At 60.8% G+C, this 24749-nt stretch carries 21 protein-coding genes; 5 read left to right on the top strand and 16 right to left on the bottom strand.

What is annotated here, in order from left to right:
• Positions 1 to 103: 103 nt before the first annotated feature.
• The 12 genes from CKO11_RS04785 to CKO11_RS04730 all read right to left on the bottom strand — a co-directional run bounded on the left by CKO11_RS04785 (position 104) and on the right by CKO11_RS04730 (position 14290).
• Positions 104 to 1264 carry a YaiO family outer membrane beta-barrel protein gene (locus tag CKO11_RS04785; protein ID WP_223633535.1) on the bottom strand — a complete coding sequence of 387 codons (1161 nt, stop codon included), beginning with the start codon at positions 1262 to 1264 and terminating at the stop codon, positions 104 to 106.
• Between the two features lie 96 nt (positions 1265 to 1360).
• Positions 1361 to 2818 (bottom strand): glycosyltransferase family 2 protein, encoded by a 1458-nt coding sequence (locus CKO11_RS04780; protein WP_223633533.1) that lies wholly within the window; start codon positions 2816 to 2818, stop codon positions 1361 to 1363.
• Complete coding sequence (locus tag CKO11_RS04775) at positions 2818 to 3942, bottom strand: HEAT repeat domain-containing protein (RefSeq protein WP_223633530.1); 1125 nt, start codon at positions 3940 to 3942, stop codon at positions 2818 to 2820. Before CKO11_RS04775 ends, CKO11_RS04780 begins: the two co-directional genes overlap by 1 nt.
• Positions 3943 to 3951: 9 nt before the next feature.
• The gene (locus CKO11_RS04770) at positions 3952 to 5097 is read right to left on the bottom strand and encodes a response regulator (RefSeq protein ID WP_223633527.1); all 1146 of its coding nucleotides are present in this window, start codon (positions 5095 to 5097) and stop codon (positions 3952 to 3954) included.
• A 213-nt stretch (positions 5098 to 5310) separates the two neighbouring features.
• Entirely contained in the window at positions 5311 to 5697 is a 387-nt protein-coding gene (locus CKO11_RS04765; RefSeq protein WP_223633524.1) for a response regulator, read from the bottom strand.
• A gap of 2 nt (positions 5698 to 5699) precedes the next feature.
• On the bottom strand, positions 5700 to 8732 hold the full coding sequence (locus tag CKO11_RS04760; RefSeq protein WP_223633521.1) for a PAS domain S-box protein: 3033 nt from the start codon (positions 8730 to 8732) through the stop codon (positions 5700 to 5702).
• 109 nt (positions 8733 to 8841) lie between these two features.
• Positions 8842 to 9213 carry a response regulator gene (locus CKO11_RS04755; RefSeq protein ID WP_223633519.1) on the bottom strand — a complete coding sequence of 124 codons (372 nt, stop codon included), beginning with the start codon at positions 9211 to 9213 and terminating at the stop codon, positions 8842 to 8844.
• Between the two features lie 3 nt (positions 9214 to 9216).
• Complete coding sequence (locus CKO11_RS04750; RefSeq protein ID WP_223633577.1) at positions 9217 to 11541, bottom strand: ATP-binding protein; 2325 nt, start codon at positions 11539 to 11541, stop codon at positions 9217 to 9219.
• Between the two features lie 320 nt (positions 11542 to 11861).
• Positions 11862 to 12683, bottom strand: coding sequence for a TonB family protein (locus CKO11_RS04745; RefSeq protein ID WP_223633517.1), 822 nt, complete (start codon positions 12681 to 12683; stop codon positions 11862 to 11864).
• Positions 12680 to 13099, bottom strand: a complete 420-nt coding sequence (gene exbD / locus CKO11_RS04740) for a TonB system transport protein ExbD (protein ID WP_223633514.1) — start codon at positions 13097 to 13099, stop codon at positions 12680 to 12682. The genes CKO11_RS04745 and exbD overlap by 4 nt, the downstream gene beginning before the upstream one ends.
• Positions 13099 to 13869 carry a tonB-system energizer ExbB gene (gene exbB / locus CKO11_RS04735; protein WP_317851794.1) on the bottom strand — a complete coding sequence of 257 codons (771 nt, stop codon included), beginning with the start codon at positions 13867 to 13869 and terminating at the stop codon, positions 13099 to 13101. Before exbB ends, exbD begins: the two co-directional genes overlap by 1 nt.
• 97 nt (positions 13870 to 13966) lie before the next feature.
• Positions 13967 to 14290 carry an antibiotic biosynthesis monooxygenase family protein gene (locus CKO11_RS04730; protein ID WP_223633512.1) on the bottom strand — a complete coding sequence of 108 codons (324 nt, stop codon included), beginning with the start codon at positions 14288 to 14290 and terminating at the stop codon, positions 13967 to 13969.
• A 160-nt stretch (positions 14291 to 14450) separates the two neighbouring features.
• Between CKO11_RS04730 and CKO11_RS04725 the strand changes: the two genes are divergently transcribed.
• The 5 genes from CKO11_RS04725 to CKO11_RS04705 are packed head-to-tail and all read left to right on the top strand — an operon-like array spanning position 14451 to position 20147.
• The gene (locus tag CKO11_RS04725) at positions 14451 to 16442 is read left to right on the top strand and encodes a TonB-dependent receptor domain-containing protein (protein WP_223633510.1); all 1992 of its coding nucleotides are present in this window, start codon (positions 14451 to 14453) and stop codon (positions 16440 to 16442) included.
• A gap of 17 nt (positions 16443 to 16459) precedes the next feature.
• Complete coding sequence (locus tag CKO11_RS04720) at positions 16460 to 17506, top strand: hemin-degrading factor (protein ID WP_223633507.1); 1047 nt, start codon at positions 16460 to 16462, stop codon at positions 17504 to 17506.
• Complete coding sequence (locus CKO11_RS04715; RefSeq protein ID WP_223633504.1) at positions 17503 to 18342, top strand: hemin ABC transporter substrate-binding protein; 840 nt, start codon at positions 17503 to 17505, stop codon at positions 18340 to 18342. The genes CKO11_RS04720 and CKO11_RS04715 overlap by 4 nt, the downstream gene beginning before the upstream one ends.
• A gap of 1 nt (position 18343) precedes the next feature.
• Positions 18344 to 19366 carry a FecCD family ABC transporter permease gene (locus CKO11_RS04710; protein WP_223633501.1) on the top strand — a complete coding sequence of 341 codons (1023 nt, stop codon included), beginning with the start codon at positions 18344 to 18346 and terminating at the stop codon, positions 19364 to 19366.
• Position 19367: 1 nt separating this feature from the next.
• Positions 19368 to 20147 (top strand): heme ABC transporter ATP-binding protein, encoded by a 780-nt coding sequence (locus tag CKO11_RS04705; RefSeq protein WP_223633499.1) that lies wholly within the window; start codon positions 19368 to 19370, stop codon positions 20145 to 20147.
• A gap of 282 nt (positions 20148 to 20429) precedes the next feature.
• Here CKO11_RS04705 and feoB read toward each other — a convergent pair whose 3' ends face one another.
• The 4 genes from feoB to CKO11_RS04685 all read right to left on the bottom strand — a co-directional run bounded on the left by feoB (position 20430) and on the right by CKO11_RS04685 (position 24588).
• Positions 20430 to 22946, bottom strand: a complete 2517-nt coding sequence (gene feoB / locus CKO11_RS04700) for a ferrous iron transport protein B (protein WP_223633497.1) — start codon at positions 22944 to 22946, stop codon at positions 20430 to 20432.
• Positions 22939 to 23217: a ferrous iron transport protein A gene (locus CKO11_RS04695; RefSeq protein WP_223633494.1), complete on the bottom strand. Its 279-nt coding sequence runs from the start codon at positions 23215 to 23217 to the stop codon at positions 22939 to 22941. The genes feoB and CKO11_RS04695 overlap by 8 nt, the downstream gene beginning before the upstream one ends.
• A gap of 218 nt (positions 23218 to 23435) precedes the next feature.
• Complete coding sequence (locus CKO11_RS04690; protein WP_223633491.1) at positions 23436 to 24221, bottom strand: DUF4198 domain-containing protein; 786 nt, start codon at positions 24219 to 24221, stop codon at positions 23436 to 23438.
• Positions 24222 to 24240: 19 nt separating this feature from the next.
• Entirely contained in the window at positions 24241 to 24588 is a 348-nt protein-coding gene (locus tag CKO11_RS04685; protein WP_223633489.1) for a hypothetical protein, read from the bottom strand.
• Positions 24589 to 24749: the final 161 nt, after the last annotated feature.

Raw genomic sequence — 24749 nt, 5'->3', positions numbered from 1 at the left:
GGTGCAATGCGCAAGCAGGTGGAGAAGGGCCTGTGCGCATCCGTCACGCAAAAGAGCTCAGACAGGCGCCCGCGCGTTGTAAGACTTGGCACATGCTGAACCGCTAGAACCGTTTCGTCAGACCCAGAAAAAGCGTCTCGCGATCATAGGCGGCGCGTTTTTCGCGCGCGATCGTGGCGCGCAAGGTCAGCGTGTCATCCACCTTGTAAGACAGCCCGACAAAAGCGCTTTGCGTGTCAATCACGGTTGCGCTGTCAATCTCGGGCGCGTCGGCGTAGCCGATGACCCCAACCAAGCGTTCCGAAAGACGCCCCTCTAGCCGCGCCATGAACCCGTCAGAATGGAGCCCGTTTTCCCCCTGGCCGTGCAACCAATCGGCGGAAAGCACCATATCGCCGCCAAAAAGCACAAGCTGCGGGCCCAGACGTGTCAAGTCGACCCGGCCATTTTGTCCAAACTCGGCCCGTGCCTGCGCGCGCACCCAAAAGGCCGCGCGCTCATCTGCCGAAGCCCAGACGCGGACCTGCCCGCCCAGGCCAACAACGACTTCGGGCAGAAAATCCGGATCGGGCGTGGCCCCGATCAGGCCAAAAAACGATACTTTGGGGGAAACGCGATGGCTGAGGCGGGCGCTGATTTGCGTGTTCTGGGTCGTCCCGCGATCTGCATGCCGCAAGGTGCCAGACACAACCGTATCGGGCGAGAGCCTGTAGGACAGCGTGGTGATCGCTTCGCGCCATGCCGGGCGCCCCGCAGTCAACCGATGATATTCCTCGCCAATATCCAGCCGCCATTTGGGCGGCGGCGGGGCTGCCAGCCGGTCGCGCAAGGCCAAGGCCTCGATACGGTCCGGTTGGGCGGCCAGCACGATCTCGACCAATTGCGTGGCGCGGGGCCGGTTTTCTTGCCGGAACGCCAATTGCGCAAGACCGAGCCGCGCATCTTGGTAATCCGGGGCGATCTTGAGCGCGGCTTCAAATGCGGCCTGTGCTTTGGGGCCATCTTCCAGCGCCAGATGGCTATAGCCCAACAGCACATAGGCATCGGTATTTCGCGGGTTCAGCCGCAAAACCGCTTCGAACAGGCGGGCGGCGGCCGCGAAATCCTGCTGTTCACGGGCGGCAACGGCCTGCGCGTAAAGCTGCGCCTCTGACGGGCCGGCATGGGCCAAATTGGGGGGCGCGAAGATCAGGCCAAGCATCAACAAAGCCGGGGCCACCGAGGAACCTGCGCGCGTCACTGGCCAAAAGGGAAGGTTCAGCATCCTCATTACTCCGCACACTGCGCTACCAAGAATCGATCCCACGGGGAAAGTTTAGCGGCGTGACCTCTGCCGAGATAGACGCCACACAATGGCGCTTTAGCCATCGCGCACACGCTTGGCGCCTTTGCGGCGCATCTCCCCCCAATCATGGGTGCCGATCAAGAACTCCCAAAGGCCCCGGATCCGCCACAGGCTGTTCAACTGCCGGTATCCAAAATTCTCGACCACCGCGACCAGCCCCAGCAACAGCAAGCCCGAAACATGCGGTGTGCGTTTCAGCTCCAGCTCCTCGATCACCAGCGCCATCACGCTGTAAAAAACACCAAAGACGACAAACAGGCCAAAAAAAGCCAACAGAAATTCGCCCTCAATAGCGCCCGCAGCGAAGAACAACGGCAGCAAGAGGAAACCCGCGATTTCTGCCACAGGCGCAATCAGATCGACCAGTAGGCTATGCGTCAGCCCAAGCAGGCCGAACCGGCCATAACGTGGATTTCCGATCATGTCGGCGTTGCTCACCAGCACTTGTAGCGCGCCGCGTTGCCAGCGCTTTCGCTGCGTTGCCAGCGTGCGCAGATCTTCGGGCGCTTCCGTCCAGCAAACTGGCTCGGGCACATAGCGCATGGCGTAAGGCCGTTTCGTCGCCTGCATGTGGCGGTGCAGGCGCACGATGAAGTCGTAATCCTCTCCGTGCGAGGCCTTGTTAAACCCCCCGATTTCCAGCGCAAGATCGCGGCGAAACAAGCCAAACGCCCCCGAGATGATGGAAAGCATTTGCCAATGGCTCCAAGCCAGACGGTTCACCAAGAAGGCCCGGATATATTCAAGGCTTTGTATCAGCGGCAAGAACGACCTTGGCAGACCAATCTCGACGATCTGCCCATTTTGCACGGTGCAGCCGTTCAAAACCCGAACCGTTCCGCCCACAGCGGTCATCCCTTTGGGATCTTCCATGAAGGGACGTGCAGCCTTCAGCAGGGATTCCACCTCCAGCAGTGAATCCGCATCCACCACACAAAAGAGCGGGTTTCGCGACAGGTTTATCGCTGCATTGATCGCATCGGCCTTGCTGCCCCCATTTTGTTTGTCCACCACCAAAAGCCCGGGATAGGCCCGCGACGCATAAAGCCCGCGGATCGGTGCATGATGCAGGTGCAGTTCATGCGCGCGCAGTGTCTGTTCCAGCGAAAAAGCCTCAACAAGCTGCGCCAATGTGCGGTCGGATGAGCCATCGTTGACAACGATCACTTCCAAATCCGGATATTGCAAAAACAGCATGGAGCGGACGTTGTCGACGATCGTCGCTTCCTCGTTATAGGCGGGGACCAAGACACTGACCGGCAAGGTCGCATCAGAAATAAGCATGTCCCATGTCGCATCGCTGTCTTCGACCATGGAGTAGCGCCGCAGTTCGCGCAGGGCCGCGGGCAGTTGCACGAAGCTGATGAGGTTGATCAGCAAGCCAACCGCCAAAATCCCCCAAGAGATCGTCTCGATCACGGCGCGATGCTCTTGCAGCACAAGGGAGGGCACAGACCACAAACCGTCCACCATCACAGCACCGCCATTTCCGCCAAAACTTGGCCCGCGATGTCGCCTTTGACATCCTTTTCGCGGCTTATGGCGCGCAAAATCGCAATGCCGCGATCTTCGAACTTCGCCAAGGCGCAGGCTGCATGGAAGCGCGCCCACCACGCCGTGTCGCCCAAGGCGTCAACCAAGGCGGGCAGGGTGCTTTCGTCTTGTAGCAATCCAAGCGCTTGCGCCGATTGAATCCGCACCTCGACCTCTTTATCGCGCAAAAGCGCAGATAAGTCCCATGCGATCGCGGGGTCGCCGATGCGCCCCAGCGCGGTGACCGCCGCGGCGCGGACATGGGCGTTTTCATCGTGCAAAAGCGGCAAGAGCGCCGCAGACGACGACAAGGCGCCGATATTGCCGATTGCCGTGATGGCTGCCACGCGCACATGCTCATAGGTCTTGCGGCGATGGCGTTCACGGCGCAAAGCGTGGAAGGTGGCGTTGGTTCTCCACTGCGGGCGTGGCACCGGCGCAGCCAGGGCGTGCAGTTCGGGCAGGGCACGCTCTCCGAATTGGTGCAAGACATCGGCAAGCATCAGGGAATTGGTGTGCAACGTCGCCCCCAGCGCCCTAAGGGCCTCGGCGTTGACGCTGGCATCGGGGTGGCGCGCCAATCCCCGCAGCGCTGTCAGTTGCACATAGGGATCGGCATCATCGACATGGGCAAGCAACAGCGCCCGGCTTTGCGATGGTGGGAAATACCCCAGCATAATAAGTGCCTTGCGCCGTGAACGCCCCTTGCTGCGCCGCAAGACAGTCTGGAGATAGGGATAAAGCCCAAGGTCCGAGACAAGCGAAACGATTTCATCGACATAGCTGCCCCGCACCATGCGGATCATTTCGAGTGCCAGATCAAGCACGATCGGGAAATCACCGCGCCGCAAAGCCGGCAATGCAGTGGCCCCCAGCGGGACGGGGCTGTGCAGAACCGATTGCAGAATTTTGTCCAATTCCTGACGGCGCCGAAGGCGTTTTTGCGCGCGCAAACTGGAGATGGCGCGCCAAACAACAAGCACCAGAAAAACCACCCCCGCGGCCAAGGCCAAAAGCAGTGTCACCTGCCAGATCGCCCGAAGCAGGTCTTGTTCCACATCCATCGCGATGCCTCAGGCCGCCGTGGGGGGCGGCGCATCCAGCAACCGAACGCAACGGGCCACCATTTCCTGCGGGTTGAAGGGCTTCACGACATAATCGGTTGCGCCAAGGGCCAAGCCGCTGAGCACATCGCGTTCGTGCCGCCGCGCGGATAAAATCACCACCGGAATATCTTGCAGCCTTGGATGGGCGCGGATTTTTTGCAAGATTGTGGCGCCATCCAGCCCCGGCAGCATCTGGTCCAGAACAATCAGATCCGGGCAAGCCTCTTCAATGGCCGCGAGGGCCGTCAACCCATCGCCAAAGATACGCACCGAATAGCCCGCGCTGCGCAGCTTGCGCGACAAAAGATCGGTGATCGCAAGATCATCATCGACCACGAACACCATCTGCGCGAGCCGCCGAAGCCGCGTGTGCAAGCGCGCCACGACATCCGCGGTGTCGAAGGGTTTGACGATGTAATCGATCGCCCCCGCATTGAGCGCACGCATCACCGCTTCGGAGCGGTTGCTGGCGGTGATCATGACCGTGCGCACGCCTTGCAAGGCCGGTGTGTCCGAAATTTTTTCTTGAAGTTGCAAGCCGGACAAAGCCCCGGGCATTTGATCGTCCAAAAGCAAAAGATCGGGATGCGCCTCGTGCATGATGTTCAGCGCCGCTTCTGCATCGCTGGCCGTCGACACCTCTGCCACAGACTGCAAGGCATCCCCCAGCGCGCCCAGGATCAGCGGGTCGTCATCCACGATCAAAACATTGGGGCGGCGCGACGACACCGGCTGCGCGGCGGCGGCGTCATCTGTGGCGGGGGCCGAGGCAACGGCCGCCACACCCTGCTGCTGTGTTTCGCTGGCGCTTTCACAAGCCGCTTTCAACCCCTGTAGCAGCGTGGACAGGTCGGCATCACCGACATTTGGCTGTGCATCTAACGCCTCTTCCAAAGCGCGGGCCGTCTGGCTAACGGCGTCAAAGCCATAGGTCGCGCCATTGCCCGCCAGCTTGTGTGCGCGCGCGCGCAAATCCTGCCGCGTGCTGGCTGGAAACCCCGACTGCGCGGCCTTTTGCGCCGTCTCGTCGAAATAGTGTTGCTGTTCCTGCAGATAGACAAGATATCGCGCGCGCAACGTATCATGGAAACCGGCATCGGCATTGGGCGACATGACGGGCACCTTTTTTCACTCGTAAACACATCGACCACAAAGGCGCCACACGATCCGCGCACCGGCCGATTAAAAATGCGCTGGTTTGTCGCGCCCCTTCAAGATGGACGATCAGCGTTTATCACGCGTTAATTTTGTGCATAAGGCAGAAAATGATGCATCAATATGCGAAATATGGGCGGTAAAATATAATTAATTTTAATGGCCTTATAATTATTGCGCAGCCTGCCATAAGTCTTTGACTTTCTGAGACAGCACAAGTGGATCGAAAGGTTTCGCAATAACGCCGGAAGCGCCGATTTCAAAATATCCCTGACGTTCGTGCGCTTGCACCTTCGCCGTCATGAAAATGACCGGTATTTTTTTGGCTTTGGGATTTTTCCGAAGCGCCTTGAGCGTGTCGGGCCCATCCATGCCCGGCATCATCACATCCATCAAGACAACTTGGGGCGCAAAGGTATCAAACGCATCGATGGCGGCACTGCCATTATCACAATGAAGCACCTCAAACCCGCCGATTTCCTCTAGCGCCATAACGGTCATGAAGGCGATTTGCTCGTCATCTTCCACAAGCATGATTTTCCGAAGATCTTCAGACATGGTCAGGCGCTCTTTCTTTCAAGGGTGAAAATGGGAAAATCGAAGAAAAAGGTGGTTCCTTTTCCTTCTTCCGTCTCATAGTCGATCTGCCCGCCCATCTCTTCGACGAGAGATTTGGTGATGTTCAGCCCAAGGCCCGACCCTTCGGTGTTGCGCTTCGAAGACCCGTCGGCTTGGGCGAATTGGGAAAACAGGCGCGAGCGGAAAGCCTCGGAAATACCCGGCCCGAAATCCTTTACCGCAATGCGGACGCTGTTGTTGGCCCGTTCAGACACCGACAGGATGATCTTGTCCCCACGTTCAGAGAATTTGGCCGCATTGGAAACGACATTGATCACCGCTTGGGTGAGGCGATCCGGGTCGACCCAAAGGGGCAGCGCCTTGTTCGGCAGCACGGTTTCAATTTCGACCCCAAATTTGTCGGTCATGGGCCGATGGCTTTCAACGACATCCTCAACCAGTTGACACACATCGATAGCCGCAAAGTTATATTCGATCTTGCCCTGCCGAATTTGCTGAACATCCAAGATGTCGTTCACCAGACGCGACAAGCGCTGACAGCTTTCATGCGAATTTGCGAGAAGCCGCATCTCTTTGTCGTCGATCTTTTCGGCAAGTTTGGCTTGCAATATCGCCAAAGACCCCTGAATGGAGGTCAGGGGCGTGCGCAATTCATGATTGACAGTGGAAATAAATTCGCTTTGCAGCCGTTCGGTTTCGCGCTGTTGCGAGATATCCAAGATTTGTTTGATGAAATAAGCTGGCTGCCCCTCTGTATCGCGCGCGACCGAAACACTGACCCGCCCCCAGACGGAAGACCCATCTTTGCGCAGGTAGCATTTTTCTTCTTCGTAAGTATCGATCTCGCCCTGCACGAGGCGCTGCATCTGCGACACATTGTTCTCGACGGATTTCTGCACCGTCACATCCTTGGAATTCAGCCGCAGCAATTCGTTTTGGTCGTAGCCAAGCAAAAGGCAAATCGCCTCGTTCACCTTGATCCAGTTGCCCTCCAGATCCAGCAGCGCCATCGCGATGGGCGCATTGTCGATTGCCATGCGCAACCGCTCTTCGCTGGCCTTCAGCGCGGCCTCGGCCATTTTCAGCCCGGAAATATCCATTTGAACGCCAACGAAGCGAAGCGGGGCGCTGTTCTCGCCCCATTTCGTGACACGGCCGAAGGTGCGCAACCAGATCCAGCGCCCATCATTGTGGCGCAAGCGATGCTCTGTGACCGCACTTTGGGCGCGGCCTTCAAAGCAGGCCTGATTGGCCGCCAGCACAAGATCGCGATCATCCGGATGGATGCGCTTTTCCCATTCTTCTTGAGCATCGACTTCGGCATCGGCGGGCAAGCCCAAGATTTGACACCAAATATCCGAAACGATGGTTTTCTGTGTTTGCAAATCCACATCGAACACACCGATCTGCGCGGCATCCAGCGCCAAAGCCCAGCGTTCCTCTAGCGTCTCCAAAGCGATGCGCATGCGGTGCTGTTCGGAGACGTCGCGCATGATGCAGCTGTAAAGCGATCTGCGCCCCAGATCGACGCAGCCAACAGAGAATTCAACGGTCACATCACGTCCATCCTTATGGCGCGCGGTGATCCTTTGCGTTTTGTTCAGGCTGGCCTGCAGCGCCACACCCTGCTGCGCAAAATCGGGAAACAGGCAGTGAATGCCCTTGCCAAGCAATTCATGCTCCGGGTAGCCGAATATGCGGGCACAGCTTGCGTTGCAGTTCTGAATCACGCCATTGCGGTCGAGCGTAACAAGCCCATCGAACATATTTTCCAAAATCGCACGGGCTTGCGCTTCGCTATCGAGCAAAGCATGCGCCCGGGCTTTGAACGCGCGCGCCAAAGCGCCGATCTCATCATGGCGGTCGATGGGCAGGTTATTCGGCACGGTATGGCCTTTTGCCGCCTCGATCTTTTGCGTCATTTCCAGAAGCGGGCGCATAAAACGCCGTGCCAGATGGAACGAGATGACAAGGCTGACCGCCAGAAAAAAGATCCCGAGCAGCAGGCTTAGCATTAAGGTTTGCTGCGCGGGTGCCCGGAATTCGTCTTTAGACATTTGCACGATAATGCCAAGGTAACTTCTGGGGTCGCTGGCATCGAGGTTTAACCGCACAAAATAGGCAATTTGATCTTCGCCGACCAAAAGCGTATCATTCTCTTCGATCGCCTGAACCTTGGTGACAATGGCAGGTGGTGGCGCGCTATAATTGCCGCGCATTTCAAAGGGCTGCATGCCGGTCTCGGCGGTGCTTTGCACATAGTCGCCCAAGTTGTTCACCAAAAAGGTCTGCTTGTCGGGCGCGATGGTGTCAAATTGTTGCTGCAACAAATGCGCGTAATTCGCATTGATGACCAAAAGCGCAGACAGGGGGCCGGTGTCGGAAAAGATCGGAATGACCACGCGAATGGTGGGCGTATGGGTTTCTTCGACCTGCCCATGTTCGCGGTTATAGGTCACCTCCGAAAAGTAGATTTGCCCCGGTTGAAGCCCGATGCTTTCGCGCACATAAGGTTCTGCCGACTTGTTTTGCAGCGCGCCTGCGGGCACGAATTCAAAGCCATCTTCGGTGCGATTGACGCGCACAAGTTCCTGACCATCCGCCCCAAGCAGGCGCATCTGTGTGTAATGCGCGCGCCTTTGCATCACGGATTGAAAGATGCTGCTCAGCTGCGGCCCCCAGGTGTCATGCGGCGCAACTTGCCCCGGTCGGCCATAGGGCCCTTGATAAGCGCGGATAATTCGGGGGATTTGCGGCGTGCTGGCCAGAACTTGGCCATCATGCTTCATTTGGCTGAAGGCTGTTTTGAAGCTTTGCGCCAAAAGACGGGTTTCCCCCGCCAATTCGGTCACCGCCGCATCGCGCGCAAGCTGCGAAATACGCACATAAAAGCTGCCCGCAATCAAGACGGCGGTCACGAAGACCGCACCAAGGGTCAATAGGATGATCCGGTTCTTCAGCGAATAAAAAAGCTGTCTGCCGGGCCATATCCTCGGGATCACTCTGCGGGCCATTTTTCCCCCATTGCAATGTGACACGGGAACAGGCGGGCCCAACCCCTGGCCCCAACACTCAAGCGTGTCGGTGTGTAGGCGTGTGGCGCCGCGCCGTTTGCAAGATCCATCAGCATTGCAGCAGCAAGCTTTCCACTTGCCCCGCAAGCGCCATTGGATCAAAGGGCTTGGGAATGACTGAGCATGCGCCCATGCCCATAAGCTCGGCAACCTGATGGGTTTGTGTCCGGGCGGTGATGAATGCGACCGGCGTCTGCTGAAGCGCGGGGTCGAGCTTCACAAGCCGGTAGGTCGCGGGGCCATCCAAGCCCGGCATCATCACATCCAACAAGATCAGATCCGGGGTATATTCCCGCGCGATCTCCAACCCGCTGGCGCCAGACGCGGCACTGCGCACCTCGAACAACTCATTCAGCTCAAGCGCCATCACGGCGATTTCGCGAATGTCGTTGTCATCATCGATATAAAGAATCCGGGCCATGGTTTATTTCACCTGTGCGGACCGTTCAGAGGGCAACAGCAGATTGCGCACCGAGCGCATTACCTCGGCTTCCGTATTGCGGCCCTTGCTCATCACCGCCTTGATTTGGGACGGAACCTGCCCGCGCATCTCTGCGCCAGAAAAAACAATCACCGGGATGTTTTCGGCAATGACCCCCAAAAGATCATAGCCTTTGCCATCGGGCAGGCTGACATCAAGGATCACCAAATCGAAATGGCGTTCTGAAAGTTGCTGGCGCGCCGCCTCGACCGTTCGGGCCGCAACGATTTTGGCATGTGCCCCACAGCTTTCGGCCATAATGGCCAAGATGTCGGCATCGTCTTCCACATGCAGGATTTGCGGCCTGCACAGATCGGGGTCTCCAATCGTGGTGCGCACCGCCGCGCAGAGCCCATCCAGATCGACGGGCTGCGTCAGCCAGTTGATGTTTCGGCTTTTCTGCTCCGCATCGTCGCCCTGTGCGTCTTGCGAGAACAAAATGATCGGGGCGTTCTTGCTGTCGCTTTGCGCAAGAAGTGCCTTTATCATGTCAGAGGCTTGGTCGTTGACCTGCGCCCGGTCAAAGGCAAGCGCAGCATAGGATCGGCTGCGCAACAGCATCTGCATCGTTGCCAAATCGGGCGCAAGATCAGCTACATAGCCATCTTCGCATAGCCGGGCGGCAACCTGTGACGCCACGCCGGGGTCCGGCTCACACACCAGAACCCGTGCGCTTGAAAGAGATTGTGCCGCCGGATGCGGGCTTTCCGCATCGCGCGCGACGACGGGTAGATCTACGAAAAACGTCGCGCCCTCACCCTCGCGGGTTTCGAAAAAGATCTTGCCCTGCATCTTCTCGGTCAGGCTTTTGGCGATGCTCAAGCCAAGCCCGCTTCCGCTGGTTCCGCGCGTGTTCGACGGGTCGGCCTGCTCAAACTTTTTGAAGATCCGGTTTTGGAATTCGGCGGGGATCCCCTTTCCGCTATCGCTGACGGAAATCCGAACCCAATCATCCACGAAACGCAGCCCCACCTGCACGGTGCCCCCCTCTGGCGAAAACTTGATCGCATTGGACAAAAGATTTGCAACCACCTGCTGCAATCGGCTGCTGTCGACATGCACAATTGCGCCGGGGGCATTGTCGGTCAGCACCAGCTTGATCATGGCGTCGGGGCGGTAATTGTTGGCGTTAAGCATCGCATCATCGATGATCTCGCGCAGCGGCTGATCCGCCATATCGAACGACATTTTGCCCGACTCGATCTTTTCCATGTCGAGGATGTCATTGATCAAAATCACCAGACGCTCGCTGTTGCGATGCGCGATGCGCAGCAGGTTAGCGGCTTTGGGGTCCAAGTTGTCTTGGCTGCTCGCCACCAAAAGGCTCAGAGAGCCTCGGATCGACGTCATCGGGGTGCGCAACTCATGACTGACCGTCGACAAAAAACTGGACATGGATTCTGTCGCGCGGTCCGAAAGGGCCTTGGCTTTTTTGAGATCGTTTTCGTAATGCGACCGTTCCGTAAGATAGGCCGAGGCGATCAGGCTGAAAAAGACGCAACTGGCCAAAAACACTTGCAGCGTTGCCATTTTCATATGTTCCGAACCTTGGATCATCGCGATCGGCCCTTGGTCGAACTGGCTAAAGGTGATCGCGATCACCGTCATCGACAGGTTGCTGACAACCGCGCCCGCCGGACCGCATTTGAGAGCCGTCAAAAAGATCCCCGGCATCATCAGGAATAAAAGCGGGCTTTGGACTTGACTGAAAACGACCAAGGCCAATCCGATATTCCCAAACAAATAAAGCGCCTTTTGCGACGCGATCAGGCTGGTGAAATCACGTTGCGGAACGTTTTGACTGAAGGCGGTCATGACAAGGGGCATGAAAACCAAAAGCCCAAGCGCATTCGCCGGGTACCAGGTTATGGTGCTGCCCAGAAAATCCGCATCTGCAAAAAGATGAAGACTGCCCGCAGCCAAAAGACTGCTGACCGCAGGGGCGATAACGCCCGCAACAAGGGCGAAAAACATCAAATCACGCAAAACCGTAAAATCGATCCTGGGGCGCAGCCGCGTCAACACCGCGGTGACGATGAAAATCTCGACCGAGTTGCACGCCGAAAGCGATAGCGCAATGGAAAGCGAATCGCCTGAAAAGGTATTGGCGGCGACGTTTCCAGCATAAGCCGCCAGAAAAATTGCCCAGCGGTTTTGCCGCCCCGACAGCAAAATCATTGATATAATCAACGCATTAACCGGCCAAATCGCGGCAATGCTGTCACTTTCCCGCGTCAACCAAATGCTGCCCCAAGCGACGAAAAGCATCGTGCAGAAGGCCATGACCGGAAGCCATTTGGAGATCGTTCGATCCTCGGTTTCCGTCGCGATAACGGCACTTTGGACGTTTTTGGGCTTCGAAGCAGAAAACAACACAGGCGCCTCGCGATACTCATACACGGACTCAAGGCTAAGTTGACGCCGTTAAGACAAGATAAACAAACATGGGGAACCTGCTCTGTTTGGCCAAAACCACGCCGCTGGGCAGACATTTCTAATGTGCTGGGGGGGCGTATTTCGCCCCAAAACCGGCCTGTGGCCACCGCGCCGTAATCAGGGGGGCCCGCCCGCCCGTGGCGGTCCACCGCTTAGCGGGCGAATTTTATCGACAGCGAAAAGGCGTAGCTGGGTTTGCTCAGCCCGGCGGGGGCGGCGGGGAACCGGCCAGCCTTGCGCACTGCGGCGAGGGCTGCGGCATCAAGCGCCGGATGCCCAGAAGAGCGCCCGACCGCGGTCGAGATCAGCGCGCCCTCGCGGCTGACCACAAGCGTGACCCCTACCGCGCCCGCGGCGCGGCCTGCGCTTGCCGGATAGCGCTTGCGGCGCTCGATCCGGCTGCGGATTTGCATCCCCCACCGGCTCAACAGCTTTTGCGCCTGACCTGGCGCCAGCGCGGGCTGCGCGGTTTGGCCCGAAGTGCTTGCCTGTTCGGTTTCCCCCGTGCCCGCAGCCCGTGTGGCTGCGCGGCTTTCGCTTGGTTGCGGGGCAGGGGGGCGCTGCGCGACCTTCTGCGCGGGTTTCGGTTTTGGGCGCAGGTGCGGCGGCGGCGTGTTGGGCTTAATCTCTGGCGGCTGCGGGGCGGGTTGGATTTTGGGCGGCGTGCGGGGCAGCAAGACCGGATCGGGCAAGCGGATCTGGGGCACGGTTATTTCGGGCGCGCGAAGCGGCAGGGTCATTTCCGGGGCGGGCAAGGACAGACTTGGCGGTGGCAAGTCCACGAACCGCGCCTCCAGCGCGGCCAGCGTTTGCACATCTTGCCCGCGATCGCCTGCGGAAACCGCGCCGCCCCCGCCTTCGTCGCGCGCGATCAGCGCGACCGCCGCGCCATGCAGCACCAGCGAAACAAGCAGCCCAACACCAAGCGCCCACGCGTGAAAGGGCCGGGTGGGCCGGGGCAGCGCAAGGCTCATTTTGCGGCCTTTTCCAAGCCGACAAGACCGACCTTCAGATACCCCCCCGCGCGCAGGCGATTCAGCACCCCGATCATCTCGCCATAGGGGACGGATTTATCCGCGGAAACGAAAATCCGTGTGTCAAGTTTGCCGCCCGTCGCCGCGGTCAGTTTTGCGGGCAGATCATCGTGGGATACCGTGTCACGCCCCAGCAATAGGCCCTTTTCCGCTGTTAGGCTAAGCACCACGGGTTCGGGCGGGCGTGGCTGTGGCGTGCCCGTTGCCACCGGCAGATCGACCGGCACATCCACGGTGGAAAGCGGCGCCGCCACCATGAAGATGATCAAAAGCACCAGCATCACATCGATGAAAGGGGTGATGTTGATCGCGGCCTCGGGGGTCAGATCATCTTCTGCAAAAAGCCGCCCCGCCATTATTCGGCCACCAAATGCAACGCGGTGGGCGGATTATGCCGCGCCCTGTCCAGATCGCGCGAAAGCGTGCGTTCCACAAGTGCGGCCGCATCGGCCAAAGCCGTGCGATACCCCCCCAGTGCGCGGGTCAGATGGTTGTAAAGCAGCACCGCGGGGATCGCCGCAACCAAGCCCAATGCGGTGGCCATCAGCGCTTCGGCAATCCCCGGTGCGACCACCGCAAGGCTGGATGAGCCGCTTTGCGCAATGCCGACAAACGCGTTCATAATGCCCCAAACCGTGCCGAAAAGCCCGATAAACGGGGCGGTGGCCCCGATTGAGCCGATCACCGTGACCCCGGCTTGCATGATCCGGGCGGCGCCCGCCTCGATCCGGGCAAGCTCAATGGCAACGCGTTCTTTCACCCCCGCATCGGGCAAACCTGCGGACGCGCGCATTTCCGCGCGGGCGGCCTGTGTCATCTGCGCGATCAGCCCGGTTGCGTTTCCATCCGGGCCAAGCTGCCCCTGCGCGGACAGCTGGCGGTAATCGCGCCGCAAACGATGCTGCGCGCGCGCAAGCTGCCACAACTTGCCTGCCCAAAGCGCCCAAGCCAGAACCGAGGCGGCCAGAAGCCCCAGCATCACCGCCTTCACCACCCAATCGGCAGCCATGAACATGGCCAGCGGTGTCAGCGCCTCTGACGCGGCGGCATCGCGCAGGGTCTGCGCAAGCTCTGTCGCCCCAAGGCGGTCAAGAAACAAGATCAACGGATCGTCGCCGGGCGTCATGGCATACCTCGCAGGCTGGGGCAAAGAAAGGCGCTGGCGACGGGCTGGCGATCAGGGCGTGTTTCGTATCAAGGTAAAAGAGTCAAGTATCGAGATGTCAGCCCGCAGGCGTCTTGCGCTGGATCGAAGTGAAGGCCTCGAATTGCGGGCTGCCCGCATGCAGCTTGCGGGTGTCACCGGCACGGGCATGGGCGGCGCGGAATTGTTCCGATGTGGTCCAATTACGGAAATCGGCCTCACTCTCCCAGACGGTATGGGAGGCATAAAGCCGGGTGCCATCCTCACCCTCTGGCCCACGCAGCATATTGAATTCCACAAAGCCGGGCAGTTCATGCAGGCGCGAGTCGCGGCCCAGCCAAAGCGCCTCAAAGGCCTCGGCATTTTCCAGCGGGACGGTGAAACGGTTCATGGCAAGGAACATGGGGCAGACTTTCGATAAGGAGCGATTCCGCGCCATCGTGACCCGAAAAAAGATGTTTTTCAAATCTTGACTTTATCAGTCAGATTTTTAATTGAAGGCCAAACCGCCATGCCAGCGCTGTGCCAGCAAAGCGACAACCCGCTTGTTTCTGGAGACACCCATGCGCCATGCATCGCGGCATCTGGCCGCCTTTTTGCTTTGTTCCACCGCCCTTGCCGTGCCGGTTGCGGCACAGGACGCCAGCGATATCACCTATCTTGGGCAAATCGTGATTGGCTATGCCGAAGATGGCACGCCGATCTTTGCGGGAGAGAACGCGACCCATTTGGGGGGCGATGATCTGCGCGGCGCCGCCTCCACCACCGATCTGGATGGGCTGCTTCGCCAGCAAACCTCTGTCTTCACGCAAAAAGACCCCGGCAATCCGGGCGTTTCCGTCAATATTCGTGGTTTTGAGGGCTCGGGCCGGGTGGCGATGTCGGTTGATGGCGTGCCGCAGACCTATCGGCTGACCGGACACGCCGCGCAAGGCTATGTTTTTGTCGATGAAAACCTGCTGGCCGGCGTGGATGTGACGCGCGGCCCGGTCACCGCGCTGGGCGGCTCCGGGTTTGCGGGCGCGGCCGATTTCCGCACGCTTGAGCCGGGCGATGTGCTCACAGAGGGCGCGACGCAAGGCGGCATGGTGCGGCTTGAACAAACCGACAATGGCGATGCGAGCTCTGGCATGGCGGCGGCGGCGTTGCAGGCGGGGCGGTTTGACATGCTTTTTGCCGCCTCGCGCCACACGGGCGACGATTATGAAGATGGCGCGGGGGCAACGGTCGCCAATACCTATCAGGATATTTCCTCGCAGCTTTTCAAGCTGGGCTATGACCTGTCCGAAAGCACCCGGATCAGCTTTTCGCTGATGCATTACGACAGCGATTTCTTTGCCACGGGCTATGGGCAAAGCCTGACGAATGACATTGCGAAACTGGGGCTGCGCTACACGCCGGGCTCTGCGCTGGTGGATTTGCGCGCCAATATCTACACCGGCAAAACCGAAACCGATTGGATTTCCGGCACCGGCTCTTACGTGGGCCGCCAATTGTCGACTCGCACCACTGGCTTTGATCTGACCAATACGTCGGATTTTGCCTTTGGTGCCTGGACGCTGACCAGCGCGAACGGGATCGAGGCGTCGCAAGACAGGCTGGGCGGCACGGCGGGCGGGGTGAACCCGACCACGGGCACCGCCAAACGGGGCGCGCTCTTTTCTGAAAACGTGTTTGCCAATGGTCCGTGGGAAGTGACCGCCGGGTTGCGCGCCAATTTTTACAGCCTGAAAGGCACGGCCTCCCAAGGCGATATCGACATTTCGGATCAGTCGCTCGACCCAAAGCTGACGGTTGCCTATCAACTGACCGATTGGGTCCAGCCCTATGCCACGCTGTCCAAGGGGATGCGCGCGCCGACGCTGCAAGAAACCATGCTTGGCGGTAGCCATCCGGGTGGCGGCGTGGGGATGGTGGCAAATCCCAACCTCGAACCCGAAACGGAACAGGGTTATGAAATCGGCTTTAACCTGAACCGCGACGGGATGTTTGCGGCGGGCGACCGGCTGAGCGGGCGGGTGAACTACTACCACATGGATGTGGAAAATTACGTGGTGGCCCGGTTCACCACCAATAGCTGGGGGCAAACGGGCTATGCCTTTGCCAATTTGCCGGGCAATTCGCGCACCGAAGGTCTGGAGGTTGAACTGAGCTATGAACATCCCGGCTTCGATCTTGGTCTAAGCTACACCCACAACAGCGCCCAGCTGCCAAGCCAGCTACCGGGTCTTGGCGCGGGGCAATATCTGCCCGATGACACGCTGTCTTTGCGGCTGTCGCGCGATCTGCTGGACGCGCGGCTGACGCTGGGCGCGCAATATACCTATGTTTCGGGGGGGCTGTTCACCGATACCTACACCACCACCCCCTACCAAAAAGACGACAGCTACGAATTGGTGGACCTGTTTGCGAGCTACGCGCTGACCGACAATGCCGTGCTTTATGCCAAGGTCACCAATGTTTTCGACACGGTCTATGTGCCGTGGCTTTCCGCCTCGGCCACCGAAAACGGCCAAGGCCGCACCCTCCACATCGGCACATCGCTGCGCTTTTGATCTTGAAAGGATATCCCATGACGCTTTCCATCGAAGAGATCCGCGCCGCAAGACAGGCCGCCCCCAAGGCGCGCCCGCGTGACTTGGCGCGCGACTTGGGCGTTCCGGAAGCGGCGCTTTGTGCGGCCCGGATCGGGCAGGGGGCAACCCGCATCGACGTGGCGCCCGATGCGCTGATCCCCCGCCTGACCGCGCTTGGGCCGGTGATGGCGCTGACCCGCAACGAAAGCTGCGTGATCGAAAAGGTCGGGGTCTATGACGATTACCGCTCGGGTGCGCATGCGGCGCTGGTGGTGAACGCAGAAATCGACCTGCGTCTTTTCCCGGCCCATTGGGTGCAGGGGTTTGCGCTGGAAGAAGAGACCGCGCAAGGCGTCAAACGTTCGGTGCAAATCTTCGATGCGGCGGGCGATGCAATCCACAAAATCCATTTGCGCGATGAAAGCGATGCAGCGCAATGGCCGGGGTTGGTCGATGCGCTGCGCCTGCCCGATCAAAATCCGGTCTTGCACTACGCCCCCCGCAAACCGACCGAGGTGGCCAAGCTCAACCCCGGCAAGTTGGACGAGCTGCGCGCGGGTTGGGAAGCGCTTGAGGATACACATCAATTCCTGCGGCTCTGTTCCAAGCTGAAAATGAACCGGCTCGGCGCCTATCGGTTGGCGGGCGCGCCTTTCGTGCGGCCCTTGGCCAATCAGGCGGTGGAACAGCTGCTGCACCACGCCGCGCAGCAAGCGGTGCCGATCATGGTTTTTGTCGGCAATGCGGGGTGCATTGAAATTCATACCGGGCCGATCCAGCGCGTGGTGGAAACCGGGGCATGGATCAATGTGCTTGATCCGGGGTTTGATCTGCATTTGCGGCGCGATCACATTGCCGAAACCTATGCGGTGGTCAAAAACACTGCCCGCGGCCCGGCCCATTCAGTGGAGTTTTTCGACGCCGAAGGCGGGCTGATCGCGCAAATCTTTGGCGTGTTGCGCGCGGGTGAAGCGGCGGTGATGGGCTGGAACAGCCTTGTCGCCGATTTGCCGGATGCCGCGCAGATGGAGGCGGCGCAATGACCCGTTTCTTTCTTGCGCTAACACTGATTTTTGCGCCGCTGGCCGCCGCCGCGCAAGAGCGTGTGCTTTCCATCGGCGGCAGCCTGACCGAAGTGGTTGCGGCGCTGGGGCAAGAGGCGCGGCTTGTTGGGCGCGATACCACCTCCACCTATCCCGAAACCATCACGGATCTACCCGATGTGGGCTATATGCGCCAACTCTCGCCCGAGGGCGTGCTGTCGGTCGCGCCTGATCTGATTTTGCTAACCGATGGGGCGGGGCCGCGCGAAACGCTTGCCACCTTGCGCAGCGCGGGGGTGAAAATGGTCACCGTGCACGAAGGCCATAGCCCCGAAGCGGTCACCGCGAAGATCCGCACGGTCGCCCAAGCGCTGGGCGTGGCGCAAGAGGGGGAGGTTTTGGTCAAGCGTGTGGCCGAAGACATCGCCGCCGCGCAGCGGGCGGCGGCGCAAGCGTCGGGGCCCAAGCCGCGTGTGCTTTTTCTGCTTAGCAATGCCGGTGGGCGGCTGACGGGCGCGGGCACCGACACCGCCGCGCAGGCGATGATCGCGCTGGCTGGCGGGGAAAATGCGCTGAGCGGTTTCGCAGGCTATAAAGCGCTGACCGATGAGGCGATTGCCAGCGCTGCGCCGGATGTTCTTTTGGTGATGGACCGCGGCGCGGCAGGGCCGCAGACGGGGGCTGAATACCTGCGCCACCCGGCCTTGGCCGCGACCCCGGCAGGGCAGGCGGGGCGCGTGGTGCAGATGGACGGGATGTTTCTTTTGGGCTTTGGGCCGCGCACCGGGCAAGCGATTGTCGCGCTGCATGCCGCGCTTTACCCGGAGCCGCGCTGACATGGCCGCGCATCGTCTGCCCGGTCCGCTGGTTGGGGGGGCACTTGGCCTTTTGCTTGGCGCCGCGACCATGGCGAGCCTGAGCTTTGGGGCCTCTGGGCTTTTGCCATGGGAGCCGCTTTTGCGAGAGATTTCGGTGGCGGAGCGGGCGATCTTGCTGGATATCCGGCTGCCGCGCCTGCTTTTGGGCGCCTTGGTGGGCGCGGGGCTCGCGGTGTCCGGCGCCTTGATGCAGGGGCTGTTTCGTAACCCTTTGGCCGATCCGGGGCTTGTGGGTGTGGGGGCCGGTGCGGGGCTTGGCGCGGTGATTGCCATCGTTTTGGGCGGCGCGCTGCCGGTGGCGCTTCAGGCCGTAACGGGCATTTATCTGGTGCCGATCTTTGCCTTTACGGGCGGCTGGGCGGCGACGCTGATCCTTTATCGCGTCGCCAGCGCGCGCGGGCAAACTTCGATCGCCACAATGCTTTTGGCGGGCATCGTGCTGAGTGCGCTGGCAGGCGCGCTTACCGGGCTTTTGATCTTTGCCGCCGATGATGCGCAATTGCGCGATCTGACCTTTTGGGGGCTTGGCTCGCTTGCGGGGGCCAATTGGGTCAAGCTTGCGGCGGCCGCGCCAATCTTGCTTGTGGGGCTGGCGGTGACCCCGCTTTTGGCGCGCGGATTGGATGCCATGGCCTTGGGTGAGCCGGTCGCGCGGCATATGGGGGTGCCGGTGGAGCGGGTCAAACGCGGCGCGATCCTTGCCGTGGCGGCGATGACCGGGGCCGCGGTCGCGGTGTCGGGCGGCATCGGATTTCTGGGCATCGTTGTGCCGCATATCCTGCGTTTGGCGATTGGTCCGGGGCACCGGTTGCTGTTGCCGCTGTCGGCGCTTTTTGGGGCGGCGCTGCTGGTTGCGGCGGATACGGCCGCGCGGCTTTTGGTGGCCCCGGCAGAATTGCCTATCGGCATCTTGATGGCGCTGATCGGGGCGCCGGTGTTCTTGTGGATTTTGCTCGCGCGGCGCGCCCATCTGGAGATTTGACATGCTCAAGGCCGAACAGCTTGGCGCAACCTTGGGTGGGCGGACTGTGTTGCATGCGGTGCATCTGCGCGCCCGCCCGGGGGAAATCACCGCCATCGTCGGGCCGAATGGTTCGGGCAAGACCACGCTTTTGCGCCGCCTGACCGGCGATTTGACTGGCCCGGGGGAGGTGCGGCTTGAAGGCATTTCCCTGGCGCGCCTTGCCCCTGCCGCACTGGCGCGCCGCCGCGCGGTGCTGCCGCAATCGGTGTCGGTCGGTTTTCCCTTCACCTTGCGTGAGGTGGTCACGATGGGCCACGCCTCGGGCAATGCCGCGCCGCTTCCCGGCGTGGTCGAGGCCGCCCTCGACGAGGTCGGGCTGCTGGACAAGATCGATACCTTCTTTCACGACATGTCGGGGGGCGAACAGGCGCGCGGGCATCTGGCACGGGTGCGTGCGCAGGTCTGGGCCCCGGTGCACGAGGGGCGCCCGGCTTGGCTGTTTGTCGATGAACCGGTGGCCGCGCTTGATATCGGCCACCAGCTTCAAGTGATGGCGGTGCTGCGCCGCTTTGCCGATGCGGGCGGCGGGGTGATCGCGGTGATGCATGATCTCAATCTGACCGCGATGCATGCCGAACAAATGGTGCTGATGGAGGCAGGCCAGATTTCCGCCGCAGGCCCCCCCGCCGAGGTGATGACCGCGCCGCTTTTGTCGCGCGCCTATCGCTGTCAGCTTTGCATGAACACCGCGCCGAAAGAGGGGGTCTGGCTGTTGCCGCAGGTGGCCTCTATGCTTTAGCGCCAGACGCTTTCGGGGCGCCTGACGCTTAGATTTTTGCCTGTCAGCCTTTGCCCTTTGGCGGCGCAAGGAAATCATGGCGCGCTGTTGGGCAGCTTCCGCTGCAACCGCCGCAGCCCGAGCAAGCCGGACCTGCTGTCGCCCGGTTGCGCCCAAATAGACGGCGGCGGAACAAAATGGCCAAGGCCAGCAACAGCCCCCCAACAACAATGCCTATGTCGGTCGGGGACATGGTGGTTTCATGGGCTAGCTCGATGCTTGGAACAGTGGTGGTTGCGTTGGTCATAGGGGGTCTCCGGCTGCGGGGATCGGGGCGCGATCCCAAGGTTTTGGCAAAGCCACCAGCACCAGAAGCACCAGCGCGCTGAGGTAGATTGCCGTCATCGCCTGCACGCCCGTCAGCCCCAGCGCCGCGCCCAGCGTGAAGACCGCACTGGCCACGCCAAGGCCAAGGATCGTTGGAAATACGATCGAAAAGCCCATCCACGCATAGCTGTCGGTCTGCACGCGGACCATGATCACCGTGGCAAGGCAGGGCGGGTAAAGCGCGAAGAACAACATCAGCGCGACCGCCGATAGCGCGGTGCGTCCGCCCGCCTTTTGTTCCGCCCCCATCCGTTCTTCCAGCGTTACGTTTTGCCCAGCGTCTTGATCAAACAGCACCCCCAAGGTGGAGACAGAGCTTTCTCGCGCGGCAAAAGAGGCCAGAAGCGCCACGTTGATCTTCCAATCGAAATCGGCAAACTGCGTCACCGGCTCAAGGCTGCGCCCGACCATGCCCAGAAAGCTTGTTTCGATCCGTTCCTTGCGCATCTCGCTGCGGATCACGCTGCGGCTATTGGCCAGCGTCTTGAGCGCGCGGGCGGCCGCTTTGTCCGCCGCCTCGCGCGAGCGCAGCACGAAGGGCGCGAATTGCGGGTGATCCGCGCGGATGCCCGCATCCAACGCCTGCGCGGCCGCGCGGCTTTGTGCGTTCAGGCGCGCGGCCTTGTAGTCGGTGTAAACATTGACCAGATCGACCAGCGCAGTCTGATCGGGCACGGCGGTCCGGTTGGGGGTGCCCTCTAGCGCTTGGTAGAAGTTGGCAATCGCGGCTTCCGCGCGCGCGTCATACATCGCCTGACGCTCGGCGGGCACGCCGGGGAATTGCAACAGCACATAGATCACCACCGCAATCGCCATCACCACGGTGCCCACCTTTTTGATGTAAAGCCAAGTGCGGTCAATCGCGCGGCGCAAGACGCCCGTCAGCGTGGGAATGTGATAGCTGGGCAGGTCCATCACGAAAGGCGCGGTGTCATAGCTGCGCAGAACCGTGCCGGTCAGCAGGCGCGCCACCAAAAGCGCGGCCAGCATGGTGAATGTGGCCAGATAGAACAGCATCAAGCCTTTGTTTTCGGGGAAATAGATATTGATCAACAGCGTATAGAGCGGGATCTTCGCCATGCAGTTCATGTAAGGCACGGTCAGGATCGTAGCCATCCGCGCCCGGGCATCGGGAATGCCCTTGGTCGCCATGACGCCCGGCACCGCGCAGCCGCCCGCAAAGACCCCGGCCAGAATGAAGGGCAGGGTCGATTGGCCATGCAGCCCGAAACGGTGCAAAATCCGGTCCAATATGAAGGCGATCCGCGCCATATAGCCGGAATCTTCCACAATCGCGATCAGCGCGAACAGGATCAGGAAGATCGGCACATAGTTGAGCAGCGTATTGGCGCTATCGACAAGCCACAGCCCAAGCGCGCGGATCTGCGGATCGGCCAGAAACCCGGCATCGGGCAGCCAATCGGCCACCATCATCCGCATCCCTGCCAAGACCGGCCACGTGATCTTGGTCAGCTCGTAGCCTTGCACGATCGACAGTTGATAGATCACCCAGACCGTGGCGACCAAAACCACCGGCGCCAAAAGCCGGTGCAGCACCAGCCGGTCGATGCGTTCGGAAAGGGGCACATGGCCGGTGCGGGTGGGGGCGGCGGCGGCCTCGGCCAAGCGCGCGGCCAGCGCATCGCGCGCGGCAAATATCTGATCTGCGGTGCTGTCGCGCGATGGGGCCGCAGCTTTTACGCCTTGCGCCTCAAACGGGGCGGGGTCAAGGCCGCGCGCCTGCACACGCCGCGCGGCTGCGGGGTCTTCTTCCAAAAGCGTCAGCGCCAGCCACCGCGCGGGCAGATCCGACAGGGCGGGTTGGGCGGCAAGTTGCGCGGTCAGATCATCGATCAGCGGGTCCAGCGCGCCATAGCGCGGCGCTTGGCCCGGGCGCGCGGCATGGGCGATGGCGTCGCGCAGCGCCGCGCCGCCTTCGCCCTTGCGGCCCACCAGCGGCACCACCGGCACCCCCAGCGCCTGTTCCAGCGCTTGCGGATCAATGCGCAGCCCGTTGTGCGCGGCCACATCGGTCATGTTCAGCGCCACAACCATCGGCAGGCCAAGTTCCAGAAGTTGGAAGGTCAAGATCAACGAGCGGCGCAGGTTGGAGGCATCAAGCACATTGACGACCACATCGGGTCGGTCGTCCAGCAGCGCTTGCCGGGCGACCCGTTCTTCGGGCGAAAACGAGCTCAGCGAATAGCAGCCGGGCAGGTCCATCACGCGCACCCGCTGACCGGCATGGCTGTAGCTGCCGGATTTCTTGTCGACGGTGACACCGGGGTAATTGGCAATATGCTGGTTCAGCCCGGTCAGCAGGTTGAACAGTGTGGATTTGCCCGCGTTTTGCTGACCGGCCAGAACCACAAGACGTTGTGCCGTGGTTTGGCCGGGTATGGGACGGGGGGCAGAGGGGCTGGGATCAGACATGTTCAACTTCGATCTGTGCTGCCTCGCGCCGCCGCAAGACGATGAAACTATCCCCCACGCGCAATTCGAGCGGATCAAACAGCGGGGCGGAGCGTAAAACGACCACGTCACGGTCGGGGCGAAGGCCCAAATCCAAAAGGCGCCGCCGGATGGCACCAGCGCCGTGCAGCCGCAAAATGCGGCAGGTGGTGCCGGGGGGCGCATCGCACAGCGTCTGGCAGGCCTGGCACGCGGGCCGCGGATCGGGGCAGGGGGGGCTCTGTGCCGCCATGCCCGCGTGTTTGCCACGGCCCCCAAAAAAGCTGCGGCGCCCGAAACCACGGCCGCCAAAGCCGCTGCCGCAAAAACCGCTGCCGTCGGGGGCCTTTCGCCCGTGACCGCCGCCTCCGCGGCCAAAGCGTTTTCTGAACATCCTGCGCTCCTTTCGATGCGATGCGCCGGGGCGGCAGGGCCCCGGGCACACCTGTCTTGCAGCCAGCGCGGGCGGCGTTAGTCCATCTCGTAGGCGGTGACCCAGATCACCGCGTCTTGGCTCAGTTCCTTGCCGTCATGTTCGGTGGCTGGGCCAACACCCAATGCGGCAAAGCCCCATTGACCCGCTTTCGGAATGCCAAAGGTAAAAAGCCCATCCTCATCGGTGATCGCCACCACCGCACCGCCCGCCATCGGCGCGACCGTGGCATCGCCTGCGGCCAAACTGTCCATATCCGGCGCAGCGGCAAGATATTCGATTTCGATCTCGGCGCCCGCGACCGGTTCGCCCTCAGAGAGCAACTGGCCGGTGAAAGAAGAGCCCGCGATGATATTGGTGGGCTTGTTCAGCGGCACGATCTCGGTGGGCAGGCCCACTGGTTTGTCCCAACCGGTCGGGATGCCGCCTTTGTTGAAATAGACCTTGGTGATCTGCTGAATATAGATGTCTTCTGAGCCTTCGTAATAAGGCGCGGGCGTCAGGGCGACGATGTAATCGCCATTGCGCTTGACCGGCAGCGTCGCGGTGAAGGCGGCGGCTTCATTGTCAGCGCCCTTAAATGTGGCTGGGGTCAGCGAGCCCGTTAGATCGGTCTTTTCGCCCTTGAACACCGAAAAGAACTCAAGCGGCTGGCCCATATCCATCGCATGGCCGTTTTCGAACGGATGCCAAAAGGCCAACAGCAGCGGCACATCGCCGGGGCGGTCAAGATTGGCCTCGGGGGCATAGACAAGCTGGAAATGCGCCTGCGCGGGCAGGGCGAAAAGGGCCGTCACGGCGGCGCTGGCAAGAAGGCGTTTCATAGGATGTCTCCGGGTTTGCTCAATAGATTTCTTCTGCGGGGATCTCGATCTTGTGGCCTTCACCGGCATCGAACAGCACGGTGTAATCGCCCTCGGGCTTGTCGAAGGTGAATTCGCTGCTCGCGCCCATCGCGCCTTCGGTGACCACGGCGCCATCGGCCCCCGTCACCCGCATCGCCACGCCGGTGGCAGAGGAGCCATCCGAAAAGCCGCCCTCGCACAGCACCGTGCCATCGCCATTGTCATAGCAGGCGCACAGCGGCGTATGCGCGGCGGCGACAGAGGGCAGGGCGATCATTGCGGCAGCGGCCAGAAGAGCTTTGGGTTTCAAAGCTTTGGCGGCCAGAATGTTGGGGAAAGGTGTCATGAAAATCTCCGCGATTGTGCTGTCGACGGCGGGCCGCCGAAGCTGTGAGGTCAAACGTCGGTGCGACGCAACGCAACCGAAGTTAGGCGATAAACATGACTAAAGTAATCGGGAATATAATACCTGAGACGTTTTGTCACCAATTGGCACGGGACTTGCAC

It is taken from the genome of Rhodobacter sp. TJ_12 (genome assembly GCF_020023995.1).
GTDB lineage: Bacteria > Pseudomonadota > Alphaproteobacteria > Rhodobacterales > Rhodobacteraceae > Rhodobacter.
This window is presented reverse-complemented; position numbering and strand designations above follow the sequence as displayed.